The organism is Nonomuraea sp. NPDC050536 (assembly GCF_044457685.1).
Classification (GTDB): domain Bacteria; phylum Actinomycetota; class Actinomycetes; order Streptosporangiales; family Streptosporangiaceae; genus Nonomuraea.
Map to the genome: position 1 here is coordinate 962,658 of NZ_JBITHD010000001.1, position 25,465 is coordinate 988,122.

The window sequence follows — 25,465 nt, forward strand, 5'->3', positions numbered from 1 at the left end:
CTTGCCGGGTATGACAACGACCGTTGAAGCACCCCCGGCCAGCGTGGTCTCCTCGACGTACCGGACGTTGAGCATCGGCCTGGTCGCCCTGATCGTCCTGGTGGCGTTCGAAGCGATGGCGGTGGCGACCGCGATGCCGGTGGTCGCCCGCGATCTTGGCGGTATGCACCTGTACAACCTGGCCTTCAGCGCCACGCTCGCGGCGCAGGTCATCGCCACCGTGCTCGGCGGGCGCTGGAGCGACGTGCGCGGCCCGCTGCAGCCGATCGCGGTCGGCGTGGTGGGGTTCGTCGCCGGGTTGCTGGTGGCCGGTTTCGCCCCGACGATGGAGGTGTTCGTCGCGGGCAGATTCGTCCAGGGCCTGGGCGGCGGGCTGATCCAGGTCTCGCTGTACGTGCTGGTCGCGCGTGCCTACCCGCCGGCCATGCATCCCAAGGTGTTCGCCCTGTTCTCGGCGGGCTGGGTGGTGCCGTCGATGGTCGGCCCGGCGATCGCCGGTTTCGTGGTGGAGAACGCCGACTGGCGGTGGGTCTTCCTCGGCGTCGCGCTGATTGTGATCCCCTCGGCGCTGCTGCTGTGGCGCGGCACCGCCGGCAGCGCGCTGTCCGGCGGCACCGCCGAGCCCGCTCCCGGCCTGGGCCGCAAGCTCGTCTGGGCCACCGTGACCGCGGTCGCCGCCGCCCTCATCCAGTACGGCAGCGCCCAGGCGCTGGCCGGCCTACCCCTGCTGCTCGTCGGCGTGGTCCTGCTGGTCGTGGCCCTGCCCAAGCTGCTGCTGCGCGGATCCCTGCGCGCCGCCCCCGGCCTGCCCAGCGCCCCCGTCCTGCGCGGCCTGGCCTTCGGCGCGCTGACCGCCGCCCAGGTCCTCATCCCGCTGATGCTGATCAACGTCCGCCACATGACCCCGATCAGCGCCGGCCTGGTGCTCACCGTCGGCGCGCTCGGCTGGTCCACCGGCTCCTGGATCAAGGGGCGTGGCACGATCGGCCACCTGACCGCCCTGCGCGGCGGCGCGCTCCTGATCGCCGCGGGCATCGGCCTGATCACGCTGGTCCTGGTGGACGCCGTCCCGATCGCGCTGGCCTTCCTCGCCTGGGCGCTGGCCGGGCTGGGCATCGGCGCCCTGCACCCGACCGTGTCGGTGCTGGTCCTGCAGATGTCCAAGCAGGGTGAGGAGGGCGCCAACACCGCGGCCGTGGGCGTGGGCGAGTCGGTCTTCACCGTGGTGGCCGTGGCCATCACCGGCGCCCTGTTCACCGCGACCGGTGAGGCCTTCCTGGTCGGGTTCGCCTTCGCCTTCGTGCTGGCCCTCGTGGCGGCGTTCGTGGCCCCCCGTTTTGCGCAGTCCGTTCCGGCAGGCACCATGGAGGAGGTCACGTCTTAGGGGGGATCCACATGCCGCGAGTGCGGGAGCTGGAGGTTTTCCGGCTGAACCTGCCGTACGGCAGGCGGTCGGAAAGCCTGCTGGTCAAGCTCACCGATCACGGTGGCATGGTCGGCTGGGGCGAGACCGTCTCGCCCGGTGCCAAGACCTGGGCCAGGCTCGAGGAATCCCTCGCAGCCCGGCTCATCGGCGTCGACTGGGAGCATCCCGACTCCGTCGACTCGCAGGACTCCGCCGTCGACATGGCCTGCTGGGACCTGTGGACCAGGATGCGCGGCGTCCCCCTGGCCGAGGCGGTCGGCGGCACCCGCACCTCGCTGATGGCCACGATCCGCCTCAGCCCGGACCCGTCGGTCGAGTCGCTGGTGGCCCGGGTCAACCAGCAGGTCTGCGCCGGCTACGGCCACGTGACGCTGGACATCCAACCGGGATTCGACGTCGAGCCCGTCCGCGCGGTCCGCCAGGCCTACCCCGCGTTGACGCTGGCCGTCGACGGCGGCGGCAGCTACACCAGCCCCGAGCAGCTGGTGGCCCTCGACTCCTACGGCCTGGAGGTCATCGAGCGCCCGTTCGCCGTCGACGACGTCTACCTGCACGCCACCCTCCAGGACCAGGTCGCCGCCGCGGTGGCCGTCGAGGCCCGCTCGACCGCCCAGCTCGACGAGTACCTGACGCTGCGCGCGGCCCGGGTGCTGCTGCTGCGCCCCACCGCCTTCCCCGCGCTGTCCGAGGTACGGCGGGCCCACGACCGGGCCGTCGCGGCGGGCTGGGACATCCAGTGCACCGGCGGCCAGGGAGCCGGGCTGGCCAGGGCGGCCACCGTCGCCATCGCCAGCCTGCCCGGATGCACCCTGCCGTGCGACGTCACCCAGCCGCCGCGCAACAACCAGCTCGTCGAGCCGATCGTCGGCGCCAACGCCGGCGTGATCGCGGTCCCGTTCACCCAGCCGGGCCTCGGTCACACCATCGACGAGACGCGGCTGCGGCGTCTGGCGAAGGACTCCTTCCGCGCCTGACCCGGGTGTCGAAGAAGCCGCGGCAGATCCGACGTCTCCGGTGGAAGCACCCAAGACGAAGGAGTACGGCGATGAGGGTTCTCGGCATGGGTGAGAGTTTCTTGACTTCAATCGGTCCAGCGGCCCCGGTGGACGACCTCCTCCAGTGGGCGCCTGCCGCGCTTGAGCGACGGCGACCGCTTGTCCTGCGCCCGGTATCCCACGCTGATCACGCCGATCGGGCTGTACGCCGCGGGCACGCCGAAGGCCTGCTTCACCTCGGCCGTCCGCTCGCCCGGCGGGATACCGAAGAAGCAGGCGCCCAGCCCCTCGTCCACGGCGCTGAGCAGCATCAGCAGCGAGGCGAACCCGGTGTCGATGTCCCAGTAGGGCACCGGCCAGCGAGACTCGTCCTTGTCGGTCCACCCCTTGTCGCTCTCGGCGTAGCGATCGAGGTAGGCCTGCTTGTGCGAGAACGGGATGATCAGAAGCGGCGCCTTGCGCAAACCCTCGGCCCACGGGCCGCCGTCCTCCACCGCCAGCTCCCAGAAGCGGGCCCGGTCGGACGGCTCCTCCAGGACCAGGAACGCCCAGCCCTGGCTGAAGCCGGCCGACGGGGCGTGCAGCGCGTTGGTCAGGATCCGCTCGACGAGCGCGGCGGGCACCGCACGGTCGGGGTCGTAGTTCCTGACCATGCGGCGCCGCCGTACCACCTCTTGAAAATCCATCCCGCCAGCTTCTCAGAACTTCTGCGCCGGAACGTGAGTCAAAGCAGTCATGATGAAGACGGTGATCGGAAGCGTGCTGGTAGCGGGGTCAGTGCTGGCCGGCGGCGCGACGGGGGCATTCGCCCAGGCCGGGCCCACGCTGGGCCCCTACGGATACGGCGACGTCAAGCTCGGCATGACCGTGAAGCAGGCCAAGGCGACGGGCGCCGTGGTCAAGAAGATGGACGGCGGCAAGGACTCCTGCTCGGGCTGGGACCTGAAGAAGTTCCCGACGGGCAAGGACGCCGTGGGCGTCTACATCTCACCCAAGGCCGGCCTGGCCGCGATCTTCGCCGCCAAGGGGATGAAGACCCCCGAGGGCATCGGGTTCGGTTCGACCGGCAAGCAGCTCAAGGCCGCCTACCCGCACATCAAGAAGGACGCCCACGGCTACAACGTGATCAAGGTCCCGGGCAACAAGAAGGCGTACTACTCCTTCGGCGTCTCGCACGGCAAGGTCACCGAGTTCGGCATCGCCCTGAACACCCAGGACTGCTTCAACTGAGCTAGGTCACCCCGCAGCCCTCACTGAGGTCCTTGGTGGGCGAGCCCGTGGGGTCGGGCGTCTTCGCGGGCTTGGGTGACATGGCCACCGCCGGAGGGTTGGCCGAGGTACGGATGGTCTTCTGGGCGATGGTGCGGATCTTGTCCCAGTCGGGTGAGCCGGTGTTGATCAGCGGGGGCACGAACTGGATGCTGGTGACCTTGGCGTTCTTGACCTTGAGCGCCAGGGGCACCAGGTGTTGCAGCATCGGCCGGGGGATGTCGGTCTTGACCAGATCCTTTGTCGCCAGTGCGATCTTGTTGAAGCTGGTGAGCACCGTCGCGGGATCGGCCTGGTCGAGCAGCGCCGCCAGCACGCACCGCTGGCGGCGCATACGCGTGTAGTCGTCGCTGTAGGTGCGCGAGCGGGCGTACCACATCGCGTCGGCGCCCTTCAGCTTGCGCGTGCCGGCCTTGACCAGGCCCTCGTTGTACTTGCCGAACACCACGTCCTGCTCGACCGTGATCGTGACGCCGCCGATCGCGTCGATGAGCCGCGCCAGGCCCCACATGTTGACCAGCGCGTACCAGTCGACCTTGAGGCCCAGCGTGTAGCCGATCGTGTCCATCAACACCTGCGGCCCCTGGTGCTGCTTGCCCCCGAACAGCTCGGGATGCGCGTCGGCGTACTCCCAGACGCTGTTGAGCAGGTCGCTGCGCCCGCCACCCGGGTCGGGCGGCAGCCGGAAACCTGTCGGGAAGTGCTCGGCCATCGGGGTGCCGGGACGGAAGCGGACGTCCTCCAGGTTGCGCGGCAGGCTGATCAGCACGGTGTTGCCGGTCTTCGCGTCCACGCTGGCCAGGTTCATGCTGTCGGTGCGCACGCCGATCCTGTTGTCGTCGGCGTCGCCGCCCAGCAGCAGGATGTTGACCCGGTCACGGCCCGCCCACGGATCCTCCTCCGAGACGGGGGCCTGGACCTGGCGCTCCACCGGATCGTTGACGAACACGTCGTTCAGCGTCTTCTGGTAGACCCAGACGTACTGCGTCACCACGCCGAACGGCAGCACCACGGCCACGGCCAGCAGGCCCGCCAGCGTACCCGCCAGGATCTGCCCGCCCTGGGCCATCCGGGACGGCCTCAGCACCACGAACGAGTGGACGATCAGCCCGAACCACACCGCGCCCAGCACCGCCGCGGTCACGGTGATCGTGGTCAGCCAGGAGTTCTCGGTCAGCTTGCCGAGCAGGTTGTCGGTGCTCAGCACGATCCAGAGCAGCGCCAGCAGCCCGGCCACGTAGCAGCCGAGCAGCGCCAGACCGGTCTTGCGCCAGCCGGCCCGCAGGTGCGCCGCACCCGGCACCACCGCCGAGAGCAGCAGCCAGCCGATGACGCTCACCGGTCTCCTTGCCTGCCCCACGCCATCCCCGCTTCCCCGTGCGCTTGACGGTAGGCCGATTCGCCGCCGCAGCCTATGGACCGAATGCGAACTATGTCCTTATGGGAGGGTGAACATCAGTGGCCGAATAAGATTCGGTCCATGGCCTTCTCCGAGATCGAGTACGCCGTGGCAGAGCGAGTCGCCACCGTCACATTGAAGCGGCCAGAGCGGCTGAACGCCTTCACCTTTACCATGCGCAGAGAGATCATCGAGGCCCTCGACCTGGCCGACGCCGACGACGACGTCCGCGCCGTGGTCGTCACGGGAGCCGGCCGGGCGTTCTGCGCCGGAGCCGACCTGGGCGGTGGCGGCGGGACGTTCCAGCGTCGCGAGCAGGACGAGACGGTCGACGGCCATCCGCGCGACGGCGGCGGCACGGTCGCGCTGCGCATCGCCCGCTCGCTCAAGCCGGTCATCGGCGCGATCAACGGCCCCGCCGTCGGCGTGGGCCTGACGCTGACGCTCCCGATGGACGTACGGCTGGCCTCCGACACCGCCCGCTTCGGCCTCGTCTTCGCCCGCCGCGGCATCGTCACCGAGGCGGCATCCAGCTGGTTCCTGCCCAGGATCGTGGGCATCGCCCAGGCCATGGAGTGGGCCGCGACCGGCAGGGTCTTCGACGCCGCGGAGGCGCTGGCCGGCAGGCTGGTGTCCCGGGTCTACCCGGGCGAGGAACTGCTCCCCGCGGCCTACGCCCTGGCGCGCGAGATCGCGGACAACACCTCGCCCGTCGCCGTGGCCGCCATCCGCCGGCTGATGTGGTCGGGGCTGTCCTCGCCTACGCCGTGGGACGCCCACGCCGCCGACTCCCGGCTGATGGCCGAGCTGGGCACCGCGCCCGACGCCGTCGAGGGCGTCACCTCGTTCCTGGAGAAGCGGCAGGCCGACTTCCCGATGAAGATCAGCGCCGATCTTCCTGGCGGTTTGCCCGATTGGCCCTATCGTGATGGCCATGTATGAGAGCACCGTGCTGCAGCTGCCGCCCGACTACGAGGGCGAGGTCGTCGCCACGCTGGTGTCCAGACGCGTCGGCTCCTCCAGGGCGGTGCTCTACCTGCACGGGTTCACCGACTACTTCTTCCAGGACCACCTGGCCGAGCACTACCTCGACCGCGGCATCGACTTCTACGCGCTCGACCTGCGCAAATACGGCAGGTCGCTGCTGCCGCACCAGACCAGGGGCCTGGTCAGGAGCATCACCGAGTACTTCCCCGAGATCGACGCGGCCGTCCGCGTCATCCGCGAGGACCACGACTCGGTGACGATCAACGCCCACTCCACCGGCGGGCTCGTCGCCGCGCTGTGGGCCGACCGGGTCCGCGGCAAGGGCCTGGTGGACGGGCTCGCGCTCAACAGCCCCTTCCTCGACCTGAACGTGCCCGCGCCGATGCGCCTGGCCGCCGACCTGCTGAAGACGCCGCTGTCGTACACCGCCCGTGCCCTGCCGGTCGGCATCAGCACCGCCTACGGCGACAGCCTGCACCGCTCCCGGCACGGCGAGTGGGAGTACGACCTGGAGCTGAAGCCGCTCGGCGGTTTCTCCGTGCACGCCGCCTGGCTGGCCGCGATCCGCCGGGCGCAGCGGCGCCTGCACGCGGGGCTGTCCGTCGACGTGCCCGTGCTCGTGCTGGCCTCGACCAAGGGGCTGCGCGTGAAGGACTTCGTGCCCGAGGCGCAGTCGGCAGACATCGTGCTCGATCCCCGGCAGATCGCCCGCTGGGCCACCGCCATCGGGCCGCACGTCACCTGCGTCCGCATCGCCGACGCCGTGCACGACGTGGTGCTGTCGGCCGAGCCCGCCCGCAAGCAGGCCTTCACCGAGCTGGACCGCTGGATGAACGCGTTCGTCTACCAGGGGAACGAGAACAGGCCGTAGTAGGCGGCCACCACGAGCAGCAGCCCGGTGCCGCCCAGCACGCCGGCGATCGCCACGTGCTGGCCGCGCCCGGGCACCATACCCTCCCGCAGCGCCGCGACGACCGCGGCCACCGCCGTCACTTCCTGGATCAGCATCAGTACGGCCAGCACCCGCACCACCAGCCATCCGGCCAGCACCGCGGGCCAGGCGCCCGCCTGGTTGACCGCGAACAGCACCAGCAGCGTGATGAAGGCCACCACGGAGGCCAGCAGCCCGAGCCCGGTCCATGCCATCCGCCTCAGCCTGCGCCTGATCGGCGGCCACAGCACCGCGTTCGTCTCCGACCCCGTTCCCTCCCTGCCGCGCAGCCGTACCACCATCGCCGCGACCGGGCCCGCCACGTAGCCGACGGCGGTCAGGCAGATCGTCAGCCCGAGCATCGTGCCGCCCGCGTACCAGGGCGCCTTCGGCACGTCACTGGCCTCGAAACGCTGCACCGGCGTCGCGCCCGCCATGTGCACGGCCGGGCGGGCGGTGCCGGGCAGTCCCGTCACCCAGTTCGTCAGCGTCTCCAGGTAGCCGTGGGTGAACGGGCCGCCGCTGACGCGCATCGCGTGGTCGCCGTCGCCCATGAAGCGGATCGTGTACTGGTCGTTGCCCGCCGTCCGCATCGCCTGCGTCAACGCCCGGGTGGACTCCACGAACGGGATCGACGGGTCCTCGGTGCCGTAGAAGGCCAGGACCGGTTGCTTGATACGGCTCAGCGCGGGCATCGCGTCGTACCGCAGGAAGTTGAAGCCCACCGCGCCCATCGCCCTGGTCAGCAGGTCGCGCGCGCCGATCGGGGCGCGCAGCCTGAGCAACTGCTCGTTCAGCGCCCAGGCGACCTCGCGCAGCGGCGAGACGTTGGAGGAGGACACCAGCACCATGAAGCCGACGGCATTGCTCTTGGCCGCGGCGATCGGCACGACCCAGCCGCCCTCGCTCACCCCCCAGATCCCGGTGCGCGCGGGATCAACCTCGGGCCTGGCACGCAGGTACTGCACCATCCGCAGCACGTCGTCGGCCAGCAGGCCGAAGTCCCTGTCGCGGAAGTTGTAGCCGACCGTGCGCTTGTCGAAGGCCAGCGTCACCACGCCCGCCCTGGCCATGAACTCCGCCTGCGGCGTGAACTCCGTCCGCGAGCCGTTTCCCGAGCCCGACACGAACACCATCGCGGGGTGCCTGCCCGGCGTGACCGGGATCCGGACCGTTCCTTCCAGGTGCTGGCCCTCGGCCGGGATCGAGAACTCCTCCTGGCGGTAGGTGCCCTGCTGGACCACCGGCCTCGTCTCCACCGCCGACTGCGCCGGGACCGACTTGAACGCCTGGTCGACCTGGAGCGCAGGCGGATCGAACGCGGGAGGAAGCACGTAGCCAACGGACGCCAGCGCCACCAGCACCAACCCGGCAGCGACGCTCAACGTGCCACGGCTGGTGCGCATCGGCCTCCCGTCTGCGTTGGTTTGCCCGCCGATCACCAGGCTACTCCGGGTCCCTGTGGCGCGGGGGACCGCATTTGTCGGTGGGACCTGTTAGCTTCCTGCGACATGCGCATCCTGCACACGTCCGACTGGCACCTGGGCCGGTCGTTCCACCGGGAGAGCCTGCTCGACGCCCAGGCCGCCTTCGTCGACCACCTCGTCGACACGGTCCACGCCGAGCGGGTCGACGTGGTCGCCATCGCCGGCGACGTCTACGACCGGGCGCTGCCGCCGGTCGACGCCGTCTCCCTGCTGCAGGACGCGCTGCGCCGCGTCGTGGCCGCCGGCGCCAAGGTGGTGCTGATCAGCGGCAACCACGACTCCGCCCGCCGGCTCGGCTTCGGCGCCGATCTGCTCGACGCCGCCGGCGTCTACCTGCGCACCGAGCCCTCCCGCGCCTGGGATCCGATCGTGCTCGACGGCGTCGCCTTCTACGGCATCCCCTACCTCGAGCCCGAGCTGGTGCGCACCCCCTGGGAGCTGGACGAGCGCACCCACAGCGCCGCGCTCGGCCACGCCATGTCCCGCATCCGCCTCGACGCCGTACGGCACCGCCGCAGCGTCGTGCTGGCACACGCCTTCGTCACCGGGGGCCAGGCCAGCGACAGCGAGCGCGACATCAGCGTGGGCGGTGTCGCCCACGTTCCCCTCTCGGCCTTCGACGGCGTGGACTACGCCGCCCTGGGCCATCTCCACGGCCGCCAGCGCATGTCCGGCACGGTGCGCTACTCCGGATCCCCCCTGGCCTACTCCTTCTCCGAGGCCGGCCAGCTCAAGGGGTGCTGGCTGGTCACGCTGTCCTCCGAGCGGGCGCGGCTTCCCCGCGCGCCCGCAGGGACGGAGCAGGACGCCCTGTTCGGCGTGGACGACGCCCTCGCCGATGGCCCGCTCATGTCTTCAGGGAACGGCGGGATTCCGGAGGTGGAGGTCGTGCGCGGGTCCGGTGGGGCGGCCACCGTGGAATTCGTGGCCGCGCCCGTGCCGCGGCCGATCGGCCGGCTGCGGGGTATGATCGACGACCTGCTGACCCTGCCCTCCTACGAGACGTACGAGGACCACTGGCTGCAGGTCACGCTGACCGATCCGGTCCGGCCCAGGTCGGCCATGGACCGGTTGCGCGCCCGCTTCCCGCACGCGCTGGCGCTCTCGTTCGAGCCTTCGGGCCCGCAGGCCAAGGTGGAGCAGGTCCGGCTCAGCGGGCGTCCCGAGGCGGAGGTGGCGCTGGATTTCGTCAGGGAGGTGCGCGGCGAGCCTGCCGCACCTGAGGAGGAAGACCTGCTAAGACAGGCGATCGAGGCGTCGAGGGTGAAGGAGACGATGGCGTAGATGCGGCCACACCGGCTCTCGCTGACGGCGTTCGGGTCCTTCCCGGGCTCGGAAACGGTCGACTTCGACTCGCTGGCGGAGGCCGGACTCTTCCTCATCCACGGCCCGACGGGTGCGGGCAAGACCACGATCCTCGACGCGCTCTGCTTCGCCCTCTACGGCCAGGTGCCCGGCCAGCGCAACAGCGCCCGCACCCTGCGCTGCGACCACGCCCCCGCGGGCACGGGCCCTTCGGTGACGCTCTCGGTCACGATCCGCGGGCGCCTGTTCCGCATCCAGCGCTCGCCGGCCTGGCAGCGCCCCAAGCTGCGCGGCTCCGGCTTCACCGAGGAGAAGGCCAAGGTCATCGTCGAGGAACGCCTCGGCGACGCCTGGCACGGCCTCACCACCCGGGCCGACGAGGCGGGCGACCTCATCGGCGGGCTGCTCGGCATGAACGCCGACCAGTTCTGCCAGGTGGCGATGCTGCCGCAGGGCGACTTCGCCAAGTTCCTGCGCGCGGACGGCGACGACCGCCGCAAGCTCCTGGAGCGCCTGTTCACCGTCAAGACCTTCACCCAGGCGGAGACCTGGCTCGCGGAGCACCGCAAGCAGACCTGGCGCGACCAGCAGTCGCTCAGACAGGAGGTCGACTACGCCCTCCAACGCCTCCAGGAAGCCGCCGGCCCCCATGCCACCCCCGAACTCCCCACCCCCTCACCCACCACTCCCACGACGAACGACCTCACCGCCTCGCCCCTTGGCCTTGCAGCCGGGTATGACCAGCCGTCGTCCCCGGGCACTGCCGCCACGAGTACTCCATCCCCGACTGCCACTGCGGCCGTGGTGGTTCCGGATGTCGAGGTGGATCCGCTGGGGTGGGCGGGGTGGCTCGTGACGCGGGTGGAGGGCGTCGTCGCCCGGACGAGCGAGCGGTTCTCGGCAGGGGAGCAGGCGCTGCGCACCATCAGGACCCGCTACGAGCAGGCCGCCGCACTGGCCGACCGGCAGCGCCGCCACGCCGAGGCCCTCACGCTCCGCCGCACCCTGGACGAACGCGCCGACGAGCGAGCCGACCTCGAGGCGATCCTCGACGAGGCCACCCGCGCCGACCGCGTACTCCCGCTGATCACCGCCGCCCACCACCGAGCCGAAACCTACGCCAAGGCCCGCACCCTGGCCACCGACGCCGTAGCCCGAGCCCACCCCCTCCTCACCCCGTCTCACCCCGCCACCGGCACCCCCACCACGTCCCACCCCGCCGGGGGCCACGCCGCCACGGGGCACCTCACCACCGGGCACCCCACTACCAGGCACCCCGTCGCAGGGGATGACGTTCTCGGTGGGTGGGGGTTTGGGGTGGGGTTGGTTGGGCGGTTGGCGGGGATGGAGCGGGAGCGGCAGGGGGAGATCGCTCGGCTGTCCGAGTTGTTGACCGAGGAAGCGCGGCTGTCGGTGGTCCGGCGCGACCTGGGCAGGGTCGAGGAGGAGCTCACCGGGCTCGTCGCGCAGGATGAGGCGGTGGCGCGCCGGCTCGCCGTACTGCCCGACCTGGTCGAGGCCGCCGACCGCGAGCTTGCCCGGGCGAGGGTGGATGCGGCGCGGGTGCCCGCGGCCGAGTCGCTGAGGGATGCCGCGGCGGACCTGGTACGGGTCGAGGAGGAGCTGGTACGGCTGGCCGCGGCGGCGGCGGGGCTGGAGGAGCGCGAGGCCGGCGTGGCCGCGACGACGGCCGAGCTGCCCGACCGGCTGGCCGAGGCGCGGGACCGTCTGGCCGAGACGCGGGACGAAGCGGCGGCCATCCCGGCGGTCGCGGCGGTCCTGGACGGTGCGAACACGATCCTGGACGCGGTACGGCGGCGCGACGCCCTCACCGCCGAGCTGGCCGCCGCGCGGGAGACCCACCGGGACCTCGTCGACCGAGCCCAGTCGCTCCGCGAACGCTGGCTCGACCTGCGCCAGGCCCGCATCGACGGTATGGCGGCCGAGCTGGCGCGCGACCTGGCGGACGGGGTGCCGTGCGCCGTGTGCGGCTCGCCCGACCACCCGCACCCGGCCGCCGCCGCCCCCACTACCCCGTCGCCCGAGGACGAGCAGGCGGCCGAGCAGTCCCACGAGACGGCGGTGGCCGAACGCGAGGCAGGCGAACGCCACCTCGCCACCCTCGAGTCCCGCCTGGCCACCACCCTGGAGACCCTCGCATCCCCCCCGATCACCGCCCTCGGCCCCCTGGCAACCCGCCCGCCCGCCACCCCCCAACCCCACAAGCCGAGCCCGCCCAGCGAGCCCGCCAAGCCAAGAGACACGCCCGGGGAGTCGATTCCGGTCGGTGTGACTGGGACCGGCGAGCCGGGTGGCGCAGTGTTCGGTGCTTGGGGTGCTGTTGGGGGGTTTGAGGGGCTTGGGGTGCGGTTGCGGGCGGTGGTGGAGGCTGGGGGAGAGGTTTCAGAGGAGGCCGTCGAGGGGCTGGTGCGGGCCGCTGAGGAGGAGCTTGGGCGGCTGCGGGTTGTGGCCGAGCGCGAGCGGGCGCTGAGCGCCGAGGTCGACCGGGTCGAGGCGGAGTGGCAGCGCGTGGCGGATCTGGCGCGCGAGGTCGCCGAAGCCCTGGCGGCCACCCGTACTCACCAGGAACACCTGCGGACCGAACGCACCCGCCTCACGGCCCGTCTCCACCCCCTCCTCGCCGCCACCGAAGCCGAAGCCCCCACCGGGGTCGCGGAAGGCATGGGTGTGGGGGAGGTTGAGGGGCGGTGGGTGTTTGGGGTGGCTGAGCGGGAGCTGGCGGGGCTGCGGGAGTCGGCGGCCAGGGAGGCGGGGCTCGCCGCCGAGGCCAACCGGCTGACGCAGGAGCGAACCGCGCTGGAGGACGAGCTGCGCCGCGTCACCGCGAGGCTGGCCGCCGGCCGTACCAGGCAGGAGGAGCTGAGCGGCGACGTCGGCAGGCTGACCGCGCGCCTGGACAGCGCCCGCGGCGACGACCGGACGCTGGCCGCCCGCCTGTCCAGGCTGACCGACGAGGCCGAGCTGCTGCGCGAGGCGCTGGAGGCCGTCCGCGCCGCCGAGCAGGCGGAAACCGAGCACGAGAAGGCACGGCAGGCCGCGAGGGCGGCCGCCGAGGAGGCCGGGTTCGGCGATCCGAGGGACGCGCTGGCGGCCGCGCGCCCGGCGGCCGAGCGGGAGCGGAAGGCCGAGCTGCTGCGTACCCTCGACGCCCAGCACGCCGCCGTCACCGCCACCCTCGACGACCCCGAACTGAAGTCCGCCGCCGAGCAGCCCAGGCCGGACCTGACGGTACTCGAGGCGGAACGCGACAGGGCCGAGCTGGAGCACACAGCCCTGGCCTCGGAGAGGGACCAGGCCGAGTCGAGGCTGCGCCGCCTGCGCCAGCTGACGCGGGAGCTCGAGGAATGCCTGGTCCGGTGGGAGCCCGCCGCCGAGCGTCACCGCCTGGCCGAGCGGATGGCGGCGCTGGCCAGCGGCACCTCGGCCGACAACCAGTGGAGCATGAGCCTGTCGTCGTTCGTGCTCGGCGAGCGGCTGCGTCAGGTCGTGGACGCCGCCAACGACCGGCTCGACCACATGTCCGCAGGCCGCTACCTGCTCCGGCATGACCTGCGCAAGACGGCGGGCGCCCGCGGGCGTTCGGGAGGCGGGCTCGGGCTGCGGGTCGCCGACGGGTGGACCGGGGTCGACCGCGACCCGGCCACGCTGTCGGGCGGCGAGTCGTTCATCACCTCGCTCGCGCTCGCCCTGGGCCTGGCCGACGTGGTCACCGCCGAGGCGGGCGGCGCCGAACTCGGCACGCTCTTCGTCGACGAGGGCTTCGGCACGCTGGACGAGGACACCCTGGACGGCGTCCTGGACATCCTCGACGGCCTGCGCGACGGCGGCCGTGCGGTCGGCATCGTCAGCCACGTGGCCGAGCTGCGCAGCAGGATCACCGCCCAGCTGAAGGTGACCAAGGCCAGGACGGGTTCGACGCTGGCATGCCTGCCCGGCTGACGGAGCGGACCAGGATCGCCGCGGCCAGTCTCGTCGGAACGGCCATCGAGTTCTACGACTTCTACATCTACGGCACGGCCGCCGCCCTGGTGCTGAACACCGCGTTCTTCCCCCAGCTCGACCCGGTCGCGGGACGGCTGGCGGCGTTCTCCACGTTCGCGGTGGCGTTCGTCTCCAGGCCGCTGGGGTCGGCGGTGTTCGGGCACTGGGGCGACCGGATCGGCCGCAAGTCCATGCTGGTGGTCTCGCTGCTGGTGATGGGCCTGTCGACGGTCGCGATCGGGCTGCTGCCCGGGTACGCGGCCATCGGCGTGGCCGCGCCGGTGTTGCTGGTGCTGCTCCGCTTCACCCAGGGCTTCGGGCTCGGCGGGGAATGGGGTGGCGCCGCGCTGCTGGCCACCGAGCACGCGCCGCCGGGCAAACGCGGCCTGTATGCCATGTTCCCGCAGCTCGGCCCGCCGGTCGGGTTCATCGCGGCCAACGGGCTGTTCCTGATCCTGGGCGTGATGCTCAGCGATCGGCAGTTCGCCGGCTGGGGCTGGCGGCTGCCGTTCCTGGCCAGCCTGCTGCTGGTGCTCATCGGCCTGTACGTGCGGCTGCGGATCTCCGAGACGCCGGTCTTCCGGGCCGCGATGGAAGAGCAGCGCATCGCCAGGGTCCCGTTCGCCGGGCTGATGCGCCACCAGCGGCGCCGCGTCCTGCTGGGCGCGGGCGCGATGACGATCACCTACACGCTCTTCTACACGGCCACGACCTACTGCCTGTCGTACGGCACGGCCACGCTGAAGATCCCGAAGACCACGATGCTCGGCCTGACCATGATCGGCGTGGTCTTCATGGCCGCGGGCATCGTGGTCTCCGCCCTGGTTTCCGACCGCCTCGGGCGGCGGCGCGTGCTCATCACCGGGACGGCGATCGCGATCGCGTGGGGCCTGGCGATGTTCCCGCTGATGGAGACCAGGTCGACCGTCCTGGTCGGGCTGTCGCTGGCGGGCGCGCTGGCGCTGATGGGCCTGATCTTCGGCCCGATGGGCGCCTACCTGCCCGAGCTGTTCCTGACCGAGTACCGCTACAGCGGCGCCTCGGTGACCTACAGCCTCGGCGGCGTGCTGGGCGGCGCGGTGCCGCCGCTGGTCGCCACCGGGCTGCAGGTCACCAGCCTGGGCGTGTTCGCCGTCGGGATCTACGTCTCGGCGATGGCGGTACTGAGCCTGCTGTGCCTGCTCGCCCTCCCCGAGACGGCCGGCGAGAACCTCCAAGGCTTCAGGTACGGCGCTGCCGTACTGCCAGAATGATCACGATCGCGGCGGCGGTGAAGACGGCCGTGGCCGTGACGGCGGCGCTGATGCCCTGGGCCAGCGCGGCCGTCCCGCGTAGCGTGGTGTGCGCGGTGACCGAGCCGAACACCGTGACCAGGATCGCCAGGCCCAGCGACCCGCCGGTCTGCTGGAAGGCCTGCATCAGCCCCGAGGCGGCCCCCGCCTCGCTCGGCGCCACCCCGGACAGGATGATCGACGTCAGCGGCATGAACGTGAACCCGGCGCCGAACCCGAACAGGAACATCGGCCCGAGAATCCCGGTCACGTAGCTGGTGCCGGTGTCGACCTGGGTGAGCCAGGCCAGGCCCACCGTGATCACCGCGATGCCGGCGAGCGCGACCGGCTTGGGGGAGTACCTGGTCATCAGCCGCGGTGCCAGCTGTGACGCGATGAGCAGCGCCCCGGCCAGCGGCAGGAACGCCAGGCCCGTGGCCAGCGAGCCGTAGCCCAGCACGTCCTCCAGGTACTGGCCCATGAAGAAGAACATGCTGATGCCCGCGGCGGGGACGAGCAGCATGTTGATGTAGGCCCCCAGCCGGCTGGGGTCGGCCAGCAACCGCAGGGGCACGACCGGCTGCTCGGCCCTGGTCTCCACCCAGCCGAACACGGCCAGCAGCACCACCCCGACCGCGAAGGCGACCAGCGCCTGCCTGTCGGACCAGCCGGCTGAGGAGACCCTGATGAGCCCGTACACGAGGGAGGTCATGCCGAGCGTGGAGGTCAGCGCGCCCGGCAGGTCGAACCGGCCGGGATGCCGCTCGCTCTCCTGGACGAAACGCGGGGTCAGCACCATGACGGCCACCCCGATGGGCACGTTGATGAACATTACCCACCGCCACGACGCGGAGTCGGTGAGCACGCCGCCCAGGGTCAGCCCGAGCGCCGCGCCCCCGCTGGTCACGGCGGTCAGCACGGCCAGAGCCCGGTTGCGGGGCTCTCCCTCGGCGAAGTTGCCGGTGATCAACGCCAGGGTGCCCGGCCCGGCGAGCGCGGCACCCACGCCCTGCATGACCCGCGCCCCCAGCAACACCCCGGCCGTCGGGGCCAGCCCGCCGATCAGCGAGGCGAGGGTGAACAAGGTGATCCCGGCGAGGAAGATCCGGCGGCGGCCGAGGATGTCGCCGGCGCGCCCGCCCAGCACCAGTAATCCGCCGAAGGCCAGGATGTAGGTGTTGATCACCCACGACAGGTCGGTGCGGGACATGTGAAGCTCCGCGCCGATCCGGGGGAGCGCGATATTGACGATCGTTCCATCGATCATGAGCATGAGCTGCGAGGTAACCAGGACACCGAGGGTCGCCCAGGACCGCTCGGTTGTCCGGACAGTCGTCTGCATGGCAGTCCAGAGATAGAGTTGAGACAGTAAGTGGAGGCCTCCTCCGGTGAATATACGGAGGGTGCCTCCGGTTTGCAAGGGAGGTCACCCATGCGTGCCGACGCCCGGCGCAATTACCTGCGGCTGGTGGAGGTGGCGAGCCAGGCGTTCATCCGCGACGGGACCGAGGCGTCGCTGGAGGACATCGCCAGGACGGCCGGTGTCGGCATCGGCACCCTCTACCGGCACTTCCCGACTCGGCGCGCGCTCGTGCAGGCCGTACTCGACCAGGGGCGGCTGGATCTGGAGGCCAGGGCGCGCGAGTTGCGGGAGACCGCTCCTCCCGAGGAGGCGCTGCTGGTGTGGGTGCGCGGGTGGATCCGCCACACCGCGCGGTACCGCGGGCTGGCGCGCGAGTACCTGGTCGGCATCCAGGGCGGCAGCGACGAGCTCAAGGACTCCTGCGAGTCGCTGCGCTCGATGGGCCGCGACCTGCTCGAACGGGCGCAGGCCGCCGGGGCGTTCAGGCCGGACATGACCGTGGACGACCTGATCAAGTTCGTCAGCGCGATCTCCTGGATCGCCGAGTGCAGCCCGGACGGCGAGGCCGACGTGGACCGCCTTCTGGAGCTCACGCTCGACGGGCTGCGTGTGCGCTAGATCACTGTCACAAACGCCAGGGCTGTCCCGTCCTTGTGGTGAAGAACCCGAAAGGAGACGGAACCATGAGGAAGCACATCCTGATCGTTGGTGGCGGATATGTCGGCATGTACACCGCACTGGGGCTGCGCAAGCTCATCCGTTCCGGCGAGGTGAGCGTCACCGTGGTCGACCCCCGCGGCTACATGACCTACCAGCCGTTCCTCGCGGAGGCGGTGGGTGGCGCGATCGAGCCGCGGCACGTGGTCGCCCCGCTCAGCCGGGTGCTCAAGGGTGTCCAGGTGCTGGCCGGGCGGGTGACGCGCATCGACCACGACGAGCGGGTGGCCGAGTTCCAGCCGGTGCAGGGGCCCGCGCGCACCCTGGCGTACGACATCGTGGTGATGGCCGCGGGCTCGATTCTCCGTACGCTGCCGATTCCCGGCCTGGCCGAGCACGCGGTGGGCTTCAAGACGGTGGGCGAGGCCGTCCATCTGCGCAACCACGTGCTCGGGCAGCTCGCGGCGGCCGCCTCGACCGACGACCCCGACGTCCGCCGCAGGGCGCTGACGTTCGTCGTGGTCGGTGGCGGGTTCTCGGGCGTCGAGGCGCTGGCCGAGATGCAGGGCCTGGCCGACGACGCGCTGCGCTACCACCCGTCGATCGCGCGCGAGGAGCTCGGCTGGACCCTGGTGGAGGCCACCGGGCGGATCCTGCCCGAGCTCCACGAGGACCTCGGCGTCTGGACCGCCAAGGCCCTCACCAAGCGCGGCGTGGCCGTGCGCCTCAACAGCCGCCTCGTCTCGGCGCAGGACGGCAGGGCGACGCTGGACGACGGCACCGCCATCGACGCCGGGACCCTGGTCTGGGCCGCGGGCGGGCGTCCCAACCCCCTCAATGCGGCCAGCGGCCTGCCCCTCGACCGCGGCGGGCGGATCAAGGCCACCGAGTACCTGACCGTGGAGGGCGTCGCCGACGCCTTCGCCGCGGGTGACGGCGCGGCGGTGCCCGACCTCACCCGGCCCGGCGAGTTCACCGCGCCCAACGCGCAGCACGCGGTCCGGCAGGCCAAGCTGCTCGGCCGGAACCTCGTCGCCTACGTCCGCGGTCGCGCGCTCAAGCCCTACCGGCACGCCTACCTGGGCTCGGTCGCCGGGCTCGGCCACCACCAGGGCGTCGCCCAGGTCTACCGGCTCAAGCTCACGGGGGTGCTCGGCTGGCTGGCGCACCGGGCCTATCACCTGGCCTGGGTGCCCACCTTCAACCACAAGGCCCGCGTCCTGGCGGACTGGACCCTGTCGATGCTCTTCCGCCGCGACCCGGTCCAGCTCACCGCCATCGAACACCCCGCCGCCGACTTCCAGGACTCCTTCCCGACCAGGTCGACCCAGAACTTCGCCGCATAACTCCCCTGCACGGCAGCTCGCCGTGTCAGTCCAAGTAACCGGGGAAGAGCAGTGCGAGCTCTCGGGGATATGTGGCGATCAGGGTGAGTTCGTCGTCGGTGAGGGGGCGGCCGGTCATCGCGTTGCAGAGCTGGACGACCCGGAAGGCCAGGTCCTCGTCCTCCACCTGCAGTCCGAGCCCGTCCATGACGTGGCGGAAGCCGGCCTTGCCGCCGTACTCGCCGGTCAGGACGACGCGGCCGGCCCGCGCGTGCCAGTCCTCGGGGAAGGGCCCGAGTGTGGCCTCGTCGTAGAGCTCGTAGTTGCCGTGGTCCTTGAGCGCGCCGTCGGCGTGGATGCCCGACTCGTGGGCGAAGGCGTTGCGGCCGACCCCGACCTGGTTGTACGGCAGCGGCTGACCCAGGGCGTAGGCGGCCCACAGGGCGAAGCGCCTGGCCCAGGTCAGGTCGAGGGCGTCCCCGATGGTGGCGTTCAGGCCGAAGCCGTGCTCGAAGGCGAGGATCGTCGACAGCAGGTCAGCGTTGCCGGAACGCTCACCGATCCCGTTGACGCAGGTGTTGATCCAGGCGTCCTGCCCGGCGTCCAGGTCGCCGAGCGCGCCCGAGACCGAGTTGGCCACCGCCAGGCCGAGGTCGTTGTGGCAGTGCGTCTCGATCGGCATCGCCGTGGCGGAGGCCAGCTTGGCGAAGCGCTCGCGGATCCGGTCGGGCGTGTCGCCGCCGATCGTGTCGCAGTAGCGCACCCGGTCGGCGCCGGCCTCCTTGGCCGCCAGCGCGAACTCCAGCAGGAACCCGTCGTCGGTGCGCGAGCCGTCCTCGGCGTTCACGCCGATCGTCTCGGCACCCGCCGCCTTGGCCGCCCTGACCGCGGCGGTCATCTCCCTGATGATCGCCTTCCGGTCCAGCCGGCCCTTGAACTTGTTCTGGATCATGTAGTCGGACGTCGAGATCGACAGGTTGTAGTGCACGAGGCCGAGCGGCGCCGCCTGCTCCACGTCCTGCGCCACCCCGCGGCACCAGCCCGACAGGCGCAGGTCGCCGAACGCGCCCGCCTCCCGCAGCGCGACCTGCGCCCGCACGTAGGGGACCTCGTGGAAGAGGAAGGGGAAGCCGATTTCCGACTGCGCCACGCCGAGTTTGGCCAGATAGAAGTTGACCATGGTCTTGCCGAACTTCGACAGGCCGGTGCGCGCGGTCTGCACGCCGTCCCGGTTGGTCACGTCGAGGAAGTGAACTTGAGGCATGCCTTCACGTTGACATGCTCATTCAATATGTATCAATATTGATTTTCATCAATGTTGGAGGCTGGGTGTGGAGTGGATCGACGCCGCCAGCGCGGCCGAGCGGCTCGGCGTGAAGCCCGCGACCCTGTACGCGTACGTGAGCAGGGGTGTGCTCAAGCGCCGCCACAGCGAGGACGGGCGGCGCAGCCTGTTCGACGCCGACGAGATCGAGCGGCTGGCCCGGCGCGGCCGTCCGCGCGGGCAGCCGCCTGAGCTGGTCATCGAGTCGGCGATCACCGCGCTCGGGGTCGACCGGCCGTACTACCGCGGTCTGGACGCGATCGACCTGGCCCGCACAGGAACGTTCGAATCGGTGGCCGAGTGGCTGTGGTCCGCGCCGTCCGCGCGGTGGGCGAGCGATCCCGCGGCTCTGCAGGCCGCCGTGACCGCGCAGCACGGGCTGGCCGGCGATCTCCTGCCGCTCGACCGCCTGCAGGTGATCACGACCGTGCTCGGCGCCTCCGACTCCCTGCGCTACCAGCTCGACCAGGAATCGGTGGTCGCCACCGGCCGCCGCCTGATCTGCGGCCTGGTCGACGCCCTGCCCGCCCTCGGGCCCGGCGACCCCGGATCCCTGGCCGGGCGGCTCTGGGGGAAGATCTGCCCGAACCCGCCGACCCCCGCGCTGCTCCACGCGCTCCAGGCCGCCATGATCCTGCTGGCCGACCACGAGCTGGCCGCCTCCACACTGGCCGCCCGCGTGGCGGCCTCCGCCAAGGCCGACCCGTACGCGGTGGTGCTCACCGGGCTGGGCGTGCTGGGCGGCCCGCTGCACGGCGGCGCGTCGTACGGCGCCGAGCGTCTGCTGGCCGAGGTGGCCGAGCCCGGCCAGGCGCCGCGCGCGGTCGGCGACCGCGTCCGCAGGGGTGAGCGCATCCCCGGGTTCGGCCACAGCATCTACAAGAACGGCGATGCCCGCGGCGCCCTCCTGCTCGACCTGGTCGAGGCCGCCGCGCCCGGCCACGGGCGGCTCGCCGCGGCACGCGCCGTACTGGTGGAAGTGCGCAGGCGACGGCTGCCCGAGCACAACATCGACCTGGCGCTGGCCACGCTCGGCGCGGTCACCGGCATGATCCCCGGCGCCGGCGAGGCGATCTTCGCGGTGTCCAGGACCGCGGGCTGGCTGGCGCACGCGATGGAGGAGTACGCCAGGCGGTCCCTGCTGCGGCTGCGCGCCGCCTACGTCGGACCGCCGCTTCAGTAGCCGCGGGTCCTGCGCGAGGCCGGGCGCACGCGGCGGGCCAGGCCGCGACCACGCAGCGCGCGCAGTACCTCGGCGCCCAGGATCACGCCCGCGCCGAGACCCAGGGCGATCGACAGCGCCTCGATCAGGTCAAGGGTGCCCTTCGACAGCTCGCCCAGGCTCATCTCCAGCATCCCCCGATACAGCACCGAGCCGGGCAGCAGCGGGCCGATCGCCGGGATCACGAACACCATCGCGGGCACCCGCACCATCCGCGCGTAGGCGGTGCCGAGCAGCCCGACCACCGCCGCCGCGATCGTCGTCGCCATGAGAGGCGGGAACCCGTTCCTGGCCAGCAGCACGAACGTCACCCAGATCACCCCGCCGCCCAGCGCGCCCCCCACCACGTGCTTGGGCGGCACCAGCAGCGCCACCGCGAACGTCAGGCTCACTCCCAGCGCCCCCAGCAGCTGCGGCGCGGCCAGCGACAGCGGAGCCACGGGCACCACGTCCACCCTGATCGGCACCCCCAGCAGTACCCCGATCGACAGTATCGTGCCGATCCCCGAGATCACCGCCGCCATGATGAAGACCACCTCGGTGAGCCTGCCGGCCGCCGTGACGTACTCGCCGGCGATGCCGTCCTGCACGCACGCCACCAGCGGCCGCCCCGGCAGCAGCGCGATCACCGCGCCCACCACCACGGCCGAGGCCTGCACCGGCACCCGCTGCCAGATCAGCAGCACCGCGATCAGCGTCCCGCAACTCGCGGCCACCGCCAGCTGGAAGAACTCCGCCACACCGCGCCTGGCCAGCCACGCGCCCAGCCGGTCGCCCATGACGGTCGCCACGAACGCCGAGAGCGCCACGATCGGACCGCCGCCGATCAGCACCGCGGCCGACGCCGCGATCAGCGCCAGCGACGTCACCACTGCCCAGCCCGGATAGACGGGCCTGCGGAGGCCCACCTCGCGCAGCCGCTCGTGGGTGTCGGTCAGCGGCAGCTGCTGCGCCACGATCTCGCCCACCAGCTCGTGCACCGCTATCAGCCGGTCATAGTCCGGCTGGCGCCTGCGCACCCGCCGCTCGGCCGTGGCCGCCGGTCTGCCGTCCTCGGGGACGTGCGACAGCGTGATCGCCGACAGGTTCACGTCGGCCTCGACCTGGCGCATACCGTACGTCTGCAGGATCCTGGTCATCGAGCCGGACACGTTCTCCGTCGCCTCGCCGCTGCCCAGCAGCAGCTCACCGACGCGCAACGCGAGGGCCATGGCACGATGCGCGTCCGCGTCAGAGGCTGCGTAGGTCATTGGAAAGACGATTTCCGGTCGTTATCCGGGCAAACGCCGCTTGATTAAGAATTGGGGCTCCTGTCCACGTACTTCGCGAGCGCCCGGACGCGCTCGGCGTGCTGATCATGCCCGATGATCACCGGCGGCTCGTTGTACGGCATGGCGTCCGAGGACCGCCTGAGCTTGATGTACTGGCCGCAGGCGTCGATCGCGTACGGCTCCATGTCGTCCTGGAGCGCGCCGATCACGGTGATGCCGTAGGTCTCGCCGATCCTGCGGAACAGCGCGACCGCCTCGCGGCGGTGCTCCTTGCCGAGGTTGCGGCCCAGCTCGTCGAGCACCAGGCACAGATGGCCGCCGCCGCTCGAGGCAATGGCCGCCGCGCACACCAGCTTGACCGCCTTCTCGTCCATGAGCGCGGTGTTGGCCCGCCGGTTGTAGGGCACGAAACCCTGGCCCTCGCCGCGCCGCCACTTCGGCGTGACCCGCCACTGCCAGCGCTGCTCCGGATCGGCGGGCGCCGGCGGCAACGGGAACTCCAGCGTCGCGCCGTAGCCGCCGTAGGAGGTGTCGAGCTTCTCGAACTCCTCGGCCACCCTGGTCAGCCTGGCCTTGATCGCGGCGGTCAGCGCCGCCCGGTGCACGGCCGTCGACTGGGCCGCCTCCTCGGCGCCCTTCGTGGCCGCCGCCAGGTCGCGCTGCCTGCTGGTGATCTGCGCCTCGATCTGGCGGCGCTGGTGCCGCTCGTACTCCTCCTGGCCGCGCAGGTATGAGGCCAGCGAACCGCACACGGCGGCGAACGTCGCCTGCTCCCTGGCCGCGCTGCCGCCCCGGTCCTCGAGCAGGAACGCCAGCTCCTCCGGGACCTCGGCGTCCTCCTCGGGGAAGGAGTCCCTGAAGGACTGGTCCAGGTGACGCTCGGCCACGCGCCACCACTCGTCGGCGCTCCTGGGCCGCTCCTCGTCGGCAAGCGCGTCGAGCCACTCCCGCGCGGTGTCGATCGTGCCGCCCCAGTCTGCCCTGAGCGCGTCGAGCTTGAGCGCCTCCCGCTCGGACTCCGCCTTGGCCTCCAGGCCGTGGGCCTGCGTGCGCTCCTGCTCGTGCCGGTGCCTGCGGCCCTCAAGGCGCTCGATCTCCATGTCCCGGGTGCGGGCGCGGAAATCCAGCGTGCCCGCCTGCCGCTCGGCCTCGGCCACGGCCGGGACCAGCTCCTCCAGCGCGGCGGTCAGCTCGGCCAGCTTGGCACGCCGTTCCTTCAGCCGCTCCTGCAGTTCGGCGAGCTGCACCCCGGCCTTGGCGCCCTCCAGCCTCCGCTGGGCCTCGGCTACCGCTTCCTCGCTCTCGTGTACGGCTTGCGCGGCGCTCTCCTGGGTGTCCCTGGCCCGGTTGAGCCGGTGTTCGGCAGCCTTGATCCGCGCTTCCCTACCCGTCGCGACGCCGTCGAACGCGCCCACCACGGACACGCCCGCCGAGCTGACCAGCACCGAACCCGGCAGGTCCGCGAGCGCTCGCGCGGCCTGGTCCAGGTGGGCGGCATCCACGATCACGGCATGCTCGTTCGGCCACCCGCGAAGCCCCTCGACCCCCAGCCCACCTCGACCGCGTCCGCCCCCCGCGTCCGCGCCGTCCGCACTTCTGCCGCCCGCGCCCCCTGCGTTTGCGCCGTCCGCGTTTATGCCGCTTGCGCCCCCGGCGTTGATGCCAACCGCGGCTACGCCGCCCGTGTCGCTGGTGTCTGCCCTGCCGGGGCCCCCGGTTCCGTGGGCGTAGTCGCGGGCTTGTTCGGCCACGTCCAGCGCGTCCAGCAGGCCCGTCGCGGAGACGCCGGCCGCGGCCAGGGCGTTGAGCTGGGCCGCCGCGGGGCCGCCCTCGGCGTCGTCGAGCGCGGCCTGGGCGGAGGCCACCTCCCGGTCGGCCACGCCCAGCGCCTTGAACGCCTCGTTCATCCGCCGCCGTGCCTCGCCCAGCTCCCGCTCGGCCGTGGCCACGTCGCGCCCGTCGGCGAAGCGCCGCGACTCCTCCAGCGCCGGGATCCGGCCGCGCAGCTCGTCGGCCGAGTTCTCCGCCACCGCCCGGTCGGCGTCCAGCTTGGCCGCCTTGGCCTGCAGCGCCGCCAGCTCCCTGCGCGCCTCCGACACCCGCCGGTCGAGCGTGTCGTCCTTGAGGGTGGTGATCTCCGCCTTGACCATCGCCACGGCTTCGGCGGCCGCCTCGCCCGCCTTCCGGTGCTTGGCCGCCTCGGTGGCCAGCGCCTCGTCCTTCGCCGCCGCGTCCGCCAGCTTGCGCGCCTGCCTGCCACGCCAGCACCGCAACGCGTCCGCCAGCCGGATCCGCGCCTGGTCGCGGCGGTCGAACGTGGTCAGCAACGCCTTCGACTCCACCTCGAACTCGGCCAGCCGCTCGCCCGCCTGCGCCGCCCGCACCCGCCTGGCGTGCTCGTCGCGGCGCGCCTCGCGCTCCTGCTCCAGCTCGGCGTCCAAGCCCGTGAGCGCGGCGATCGCCTCGAAGACGCGCTCGGGGGAGATCTCGTTGAGCGGCTGCGACAGCAGGTTCGTGGCGACCTTGCTCCGCACGGACGTCGACAGGAACGACACGCACCTGACCCGGTCGCCGTAAAGGACCTTGGTCAGGTCACGGGCCACCACGTCCCTGCGGCCCGCGGACTTCGGCAGCGCCGACCAGATGTCGTCCGCCCTGGTCACCCGCTCGGCCTCGGATCCCGCCGCGGCCAGCCGTACGCCCTCCTGCCAGCGGATCTCCAGGTGCGGCGCCTCCTGATTGACGCGCAGCCACACCGTCACGGCGCCGCTCTCGTCGGCGGGGAACAGCTCGTCGTCGCTTTCGGGCACCTCGTGGCCGTCCGGGTAGCCGAACACGCCCACGATGTAGCCGTGGTCGGCGCTGGCCCACTGGCGGGCGCCGGTGCCGCTGGCCAGTTCGGCGTTGAACAGCAGCTCCGACACGGCCTTCGCCCCGGAGGCGAACCGCCACTGCTCGTCACCCAGCAGCGCGGTGACGGAGGCGATGAACGACGACTTGCCCGCGCCGTTGGAGTCCTTCGGCCCCGCCCCGGCCACCACGATCAGCGTCCCCGGCACAATCGGGACCGGGTGCGTCGAAAGCCGCGAAATATTGACCGCTTGGGCGGCGATCAGCACCCGATCCCCGACAACGTTCTCCACCTGAGACACCCCGAAATCCCTCCATCCACACCAAACGCCAACTCACACCCACCAGCCCACCCACCGGCCCCGCCCACGAGACCCGCGC

At 71.8% G+C, this 25,465-nt stretch carries 18 protein-coding genes; 11 read left to right on the forward strand and 7 right to left on the reverse strand.

All coding sequences use genetic code 11. The features are described from left to right. The first annotated feature begins 10 nt into the window (after positions 1–10). Entirely contained in the window at positions 11–1,384 is a 1,374-nt protein-coding gene (locus tag ACIBHX_RS04825; RefSeq protein WP_397064249.1) for an MFS transporter, read from the forward strand. A gap of 11 nt (positions 1,385–1,395) precedes the next feature. After that, complete coding sequence (locus ACIBHX_RS04830; RefSeq protein WP_397064251.1) at positions 1,396–2,400, forward strand: enolase C-terminal domain-like protein; 1,005 nt, start codon at positions 1,396–1,398, stop codon at positions 2,398–2,400. Between the two features lie 107 nt (positions 2,401–2,507). On the opposite strand, the gene ACIBHX_RS04835 is transcribed toward ACIBHX_RS04830, so the two are convergent. Continuing rightward, positions 2,508–3,107, reverse strand: a complete 600-nt coding sequence (locus tag ACIBHX_RS04835) for a nitroreductase family protein (protein WP_397064253.1) — start codon at positions 3,105–3,107, stop codon at positions 2,508–2,510. Between the two features lie 49 nt (positions 3,108–3,156). Between ACIBHX_RS04835 and ACIBHX_RS04840 the strand changes: the two genes are divergently transcribed. Further along, positions 3,157–3,651: a hypothetical protein gene (locus ACIBHX_RS04840; RefSeq protein WP_397064255.1), complete on the forward strand. Its 495-nt coding sequence runs from the start codon at positions 3,157–3,159 to the stop codon at positions 3,649–3,651. 1 nt (position 3,652) lies between these two features. Here the strand turns inward: ACIBHX_RS04840 and ACIBHX_RS04845 are convergent, their stop codons facing one another. Further along, positions 3,653–5,029 carry an LCP family protein gene (locus ACIBHX_RS04845; protein ID WP_397064256.1) on the reverse strand — a complete coding sequence of 459 codons (1,377 nt, stop codon included), beginning with the start codon at positions 5,027–5,029 and terminating at the stop codon, positions 3,653–3,655. A gap of 141 nt (positions 5,030–5,170) precedes the next feature. Between ACIBHX_RS04845 and ACIBHX_RS04850 the strand changes: the two genes are divergently transcribed. Together ACIBHX_RS04850 and ACIBHX_RS04855 are read left to right on the forward strand one after the other, a co-directional pair. Beyond that, the gene (locus ACIBHX_RS04850) at positions 5,171–6,031 is read left to right on the forward strand and encodes an enoyl-CoA hydratase-related protein (RefSeq protein WP_397064258.1); all 861 of its coding nucleotides are present in this window, start codon (positions 5,171–5,173) and stop codon (positions 6,029–6,031) included. Continuing rightward, a complete protein-coding gene (locus tag ACIBHX_RS04855; RefSeq protein ID WP_397064260.1) occupies positions 6,024–6,947 on the forward strand; it encodes an alpha/beta hydrolase in 924 nt (307 codons plus the stop codon). The genes ACIBHX_RS04850 and ACIBHX_RS04855 overlap by 8 nt, the downstream gene beginning before the upstream one ends. On the opposite strand, the gene ACIBHX_RS04860 is transcribed toward ACIBHX_RS04855, so the two are convergent. Further along, positions 6,920–8,413, reverse strand: coding sequence for an alpha/beta hydrolase family protein (locus ACIBHX_RS04860; RefSeq protein ID WP_397064262.1), 1,494 nt, complete (start codon positions 8,411–8,413; stop codon positions 6,920–6,922). The genes ACIBHX_RS04855 and ACIBHX_RS04860 overlap by 28 nt on opposite strands. Before the next feature lie 105 nt (positions 8,414–8,518). Here ACIBHX_RS04860 and ACIBHX_RS04865 point away from each other — a divergent pair, with 105 nt between their 5' ends. Genes ACIBHX_RS04865 through ACIBHX_RS04875 form a run of 3 tightly spaced genes read left to right on the forward strand, consistent with a single transcriptional unit; the run spans position 8,519 to position 15,054 of the window. Then, on the forward strand, positions 8,519–9,778 hold the full coding sequence (locus ACIBHX_RS04865) for an exonuclease SbcCD subunit D (protein WP_397064264.1): 1,260 nt from the start codon (positions 8,519–8,521) through the stop codon (positions 9,776–9,778). Continuing rightward, complete coding sequence (locus ACIBHX_RS04870; protein ID WP_397064266.1) at positions 9,779–13,759, forward strand: AAA family ATPase; 3,981 nt, start codon at positions 9,779–9,781, stop codon at positions 13,757–13,759. After that, positions 13,744–15,054, forward strand: a complete 1,311-nt coding sequence (locus ACIBHX_RS04875) for an MFS transporter (RefSeq protein WP_397064268.1) — start codon at positions 13,744–13,746, stop codon at positions 15,052–15,054. The genes ACIBHX_RS04870 and ACIBHX_RS04875 overlap by 16 nt, the downstream gene beginning before the upstream one ends. Here ACIBHX_RS04875 and ACIBHX_RS04880 read toward each other — a convergent pair. Then, entirely contained in the window at positions 15,023–16,345 is a 1,323-nt protein-coding gene (locus ACIBHX_RS04880; RefSeq protein WP_397064270.1) for an MFS transporter, read from the reverse strand. The genes ACIBHX_RS04875 and ACIBHX_RS04880 overlap by 32 nt on opposite strands. A 159-nt stretch (positions 16,346–16,504) precedes the next feature. Between ACIBHX_RS04880 and ACIBHX_RS04885 the strand changes: the two genes are divergently transcribed. Together ACIBHX_RS04885 and ACIBHX_RS04890 are read left to right on the forward strand one after the other, a co-directional pair. Beyond that, positions 16,505–17,053, forward strand: a complete 549-nt coding sequence (locus ACIBHX_RS04885; protein WP_397064272.1) for a TetR/AcrR family transcriptional regulator — start codon at positions 16,505–16,507, stop codon at positions 17,051–17,053. 65 nt (positions 17,054–17,118) lie between these two features. Further along, positions 17,119–18,438 carry an NAD(P)/FAD-dependent oxidoreductase gene (locus ACIBHX_RS04890; protein ID WP_397064274.1) on the forward strand — a complete coding sequence of 440 codons (1,320 nt, stop codon included), beginning with the start codon at positions 17,119–17,121 and terminating at the stop codon, positions 18,436–18,438. A 25-nt stretch (positions 18,439–18,463) separates the two neighbouring features. On the opposite strand, the gene ACIBHX_RS04895 is transcribed toward ACIBHX_RS04890, so the two are convergent. Further along, the gene (locus ACIBHX_RS04895) at positions 18,464–19,681 is read right to left on the reverse strand and encodes a LeuA family protein (RefSeq protein WP_397064275.1); all 1,218 of its coding nucleotides are present in this window, start codon (positions 19,679–19,681) and stop codon (positions 18,464–18,466) included. Between the two features lie 67 nt (positions 19,682–19,748). Between ACIBHX_RS04895 and ACIBHX_RS04900 the strand changes: the two genes are divergently transcribed. Next, positions 19,749–20,924 carry a citrate/2-methylcitrate synthase gene (locus ACIBHX_RS04900; RefSeq protein WP_397064276.1) on the forward strand — a complete coding sequence of 392 codons (1,176 nt, stop codon included), beginning with the start codon at positions 19,749–19,751 and terminating at the stop codon, positions 20,922–20,924. Here the strand turns inward: ACIBHX_RS04900 and ACIBHX_RS04905 are convergent. Together ACIBHX_RS04905 and ACIBHX_RS04910 are read right to left on the reverse strand one after the other, a co-directional pair. Beyond that, the gene (locus ACIBHX_RS04905) at positions 20,918–22,213 is read right to left on the reverse strand and encodes a threonine/serine exporter ThrE family protein (protein WP_397064277.1); all 1,296 of its coding nucleotides are present in this window, start codon (positions 22,211–22,213) and stop codon (positions 20,918–20,920) included. The two genes, ACIBHX_RS04900 and ACIBHX_RS04905, sit on opposite strands and share 7 nt — an antisense overlap. A 44-nt stretch (positions 22,214–22,257) precedes the next feature. Continuing rightward, positions 22,258–25,377 carry a chromosome partitioning protein ParA gene (locus ACIBHX_RS04910; RefSeq protein ID WP_397064278.1) on the reverse strand — a complete coding sequence of 1,040 codons (3,120 nt, stop codon included), beginning with the start codon at positions 25,375–25,377 and terminating at the stop codon, positions 22,258–22,260. Between the last annotated feature and the right edge of the window lie 88 nt (positions 25,378–25,465).

Excerpts from the sequence above, each read along its gene's own strand:
- ACIBHX_RS04825 (WP_397064249.1), top strand. The coding sequence starts at position 11 with ATGACAACGACCGTTGAAGCACCCCCGGCCAGCGTGGTCTCCTCGACG.
- ACIBHX_RS04830 (WP_397064251.1), top strand. The coding sequence starts at position 1,396 with ATGCCGCGAGTGCGGGAGCTGGAGGTTTTCCGGCTGAACCTGCCGTAC.
- ACIBHX_RS04835 (WP_397064253.1), bottom strand. The coding sequence starts at position 3,107 with ATGGATTTTCAAGAGGTGGTACGGCGGCGCCGCATGGTCAGGAACTAC.
- ACIBHX_RS04840 (WP_397064255.1), top strand. The coding sequence starts at position 3,157 with ATGATGAAGACGGTGATCGGAAGCGTGCTGGTAGCGGGGTCAGTGCTG.
- ACIBHX_RS04850 (WP_397064258.1), top strand. The coding sequence starts at position 5,171 with ATGGCCTTCTCCGAGATCGAGTACGCCGTGGCAGAGCGAGTCGCCACC.
- ACIBHX_RS04855 (WP_397064260.1), top strand. The coding sequence starts at position 6,024 with ATGTATGAGAGCACCGTGCTGCAGCTGCCGCCCGACTACGAGGGCGAG.
- ACIBHX_RS04860 (WP_397064262.1), bottom strand. The coding sequence starts at position 8,413 with ATGCGCACCAGCCGTGGCACGTTGAGCGTCGCTGCCGGGTTGGTGCTG.
- ACIBHX_RS04865 (WP_397064264.1), top strand. The coding sequence starts at position 8,519 with ATGCGCATCCTGCACACGTCCGACTGGCACCTGGGCCGGTCGTTCCAC.
- ACIBHX_RS04870 (WP_397064266.1), top strand. The coding sequence starts at position 9,779 with ATGCGGCCACACCGGCTCTCGCTGACGGCGTTCGGGTCCTTCCCGGGC.
- ACIBHX_RS04875 (WP_397064268.1), top strand. The coding sequence starts at position 13,744 with ATGCCTGCCCGGCTGACGGAGCGGACCAGGATCGCCGCGGCCAGTCTC.
- ACIBHX_RS04880 (WP_397064270.1), bottom strand. The coding sequence starts at position 16,345 with ATGCTCATGATCGATGGAACGATCGTCAATATCGCGCTCCCCCGGATC.
- ACIBHX_RS04885 (WP_397064272.1), top strand. The coding sequence starts at position 16,505 with ATGCGTGCCGACGCCCGGCGCAATTACCTGCGGCTGGTGGAGGTGGCG.
- ACIBHX_RS04890 (WP_397064274.1), top strand. The coding sequence starts at position 17,119 with ATGAGGAAGCACATCCTGATCGTTGGTGGCGGATATGTCGGCATGTAC.
- ACIBHX_RS04895 (WP_397064275.1), bottom strand. The coding sequence starts at position 19,681 with ATGCCTCAAGTTCACTTCCTCGACGTGACCAACCGGGACGGCGTGCAG.
- ACIBHX_RS04905 (WP_397064277.1), bottom strand. The coding sequence starts at position 22,213 with ATGACCTACGCAGCCTCTGACGCGGACGCGCATCGTGCCATGGCCCTC.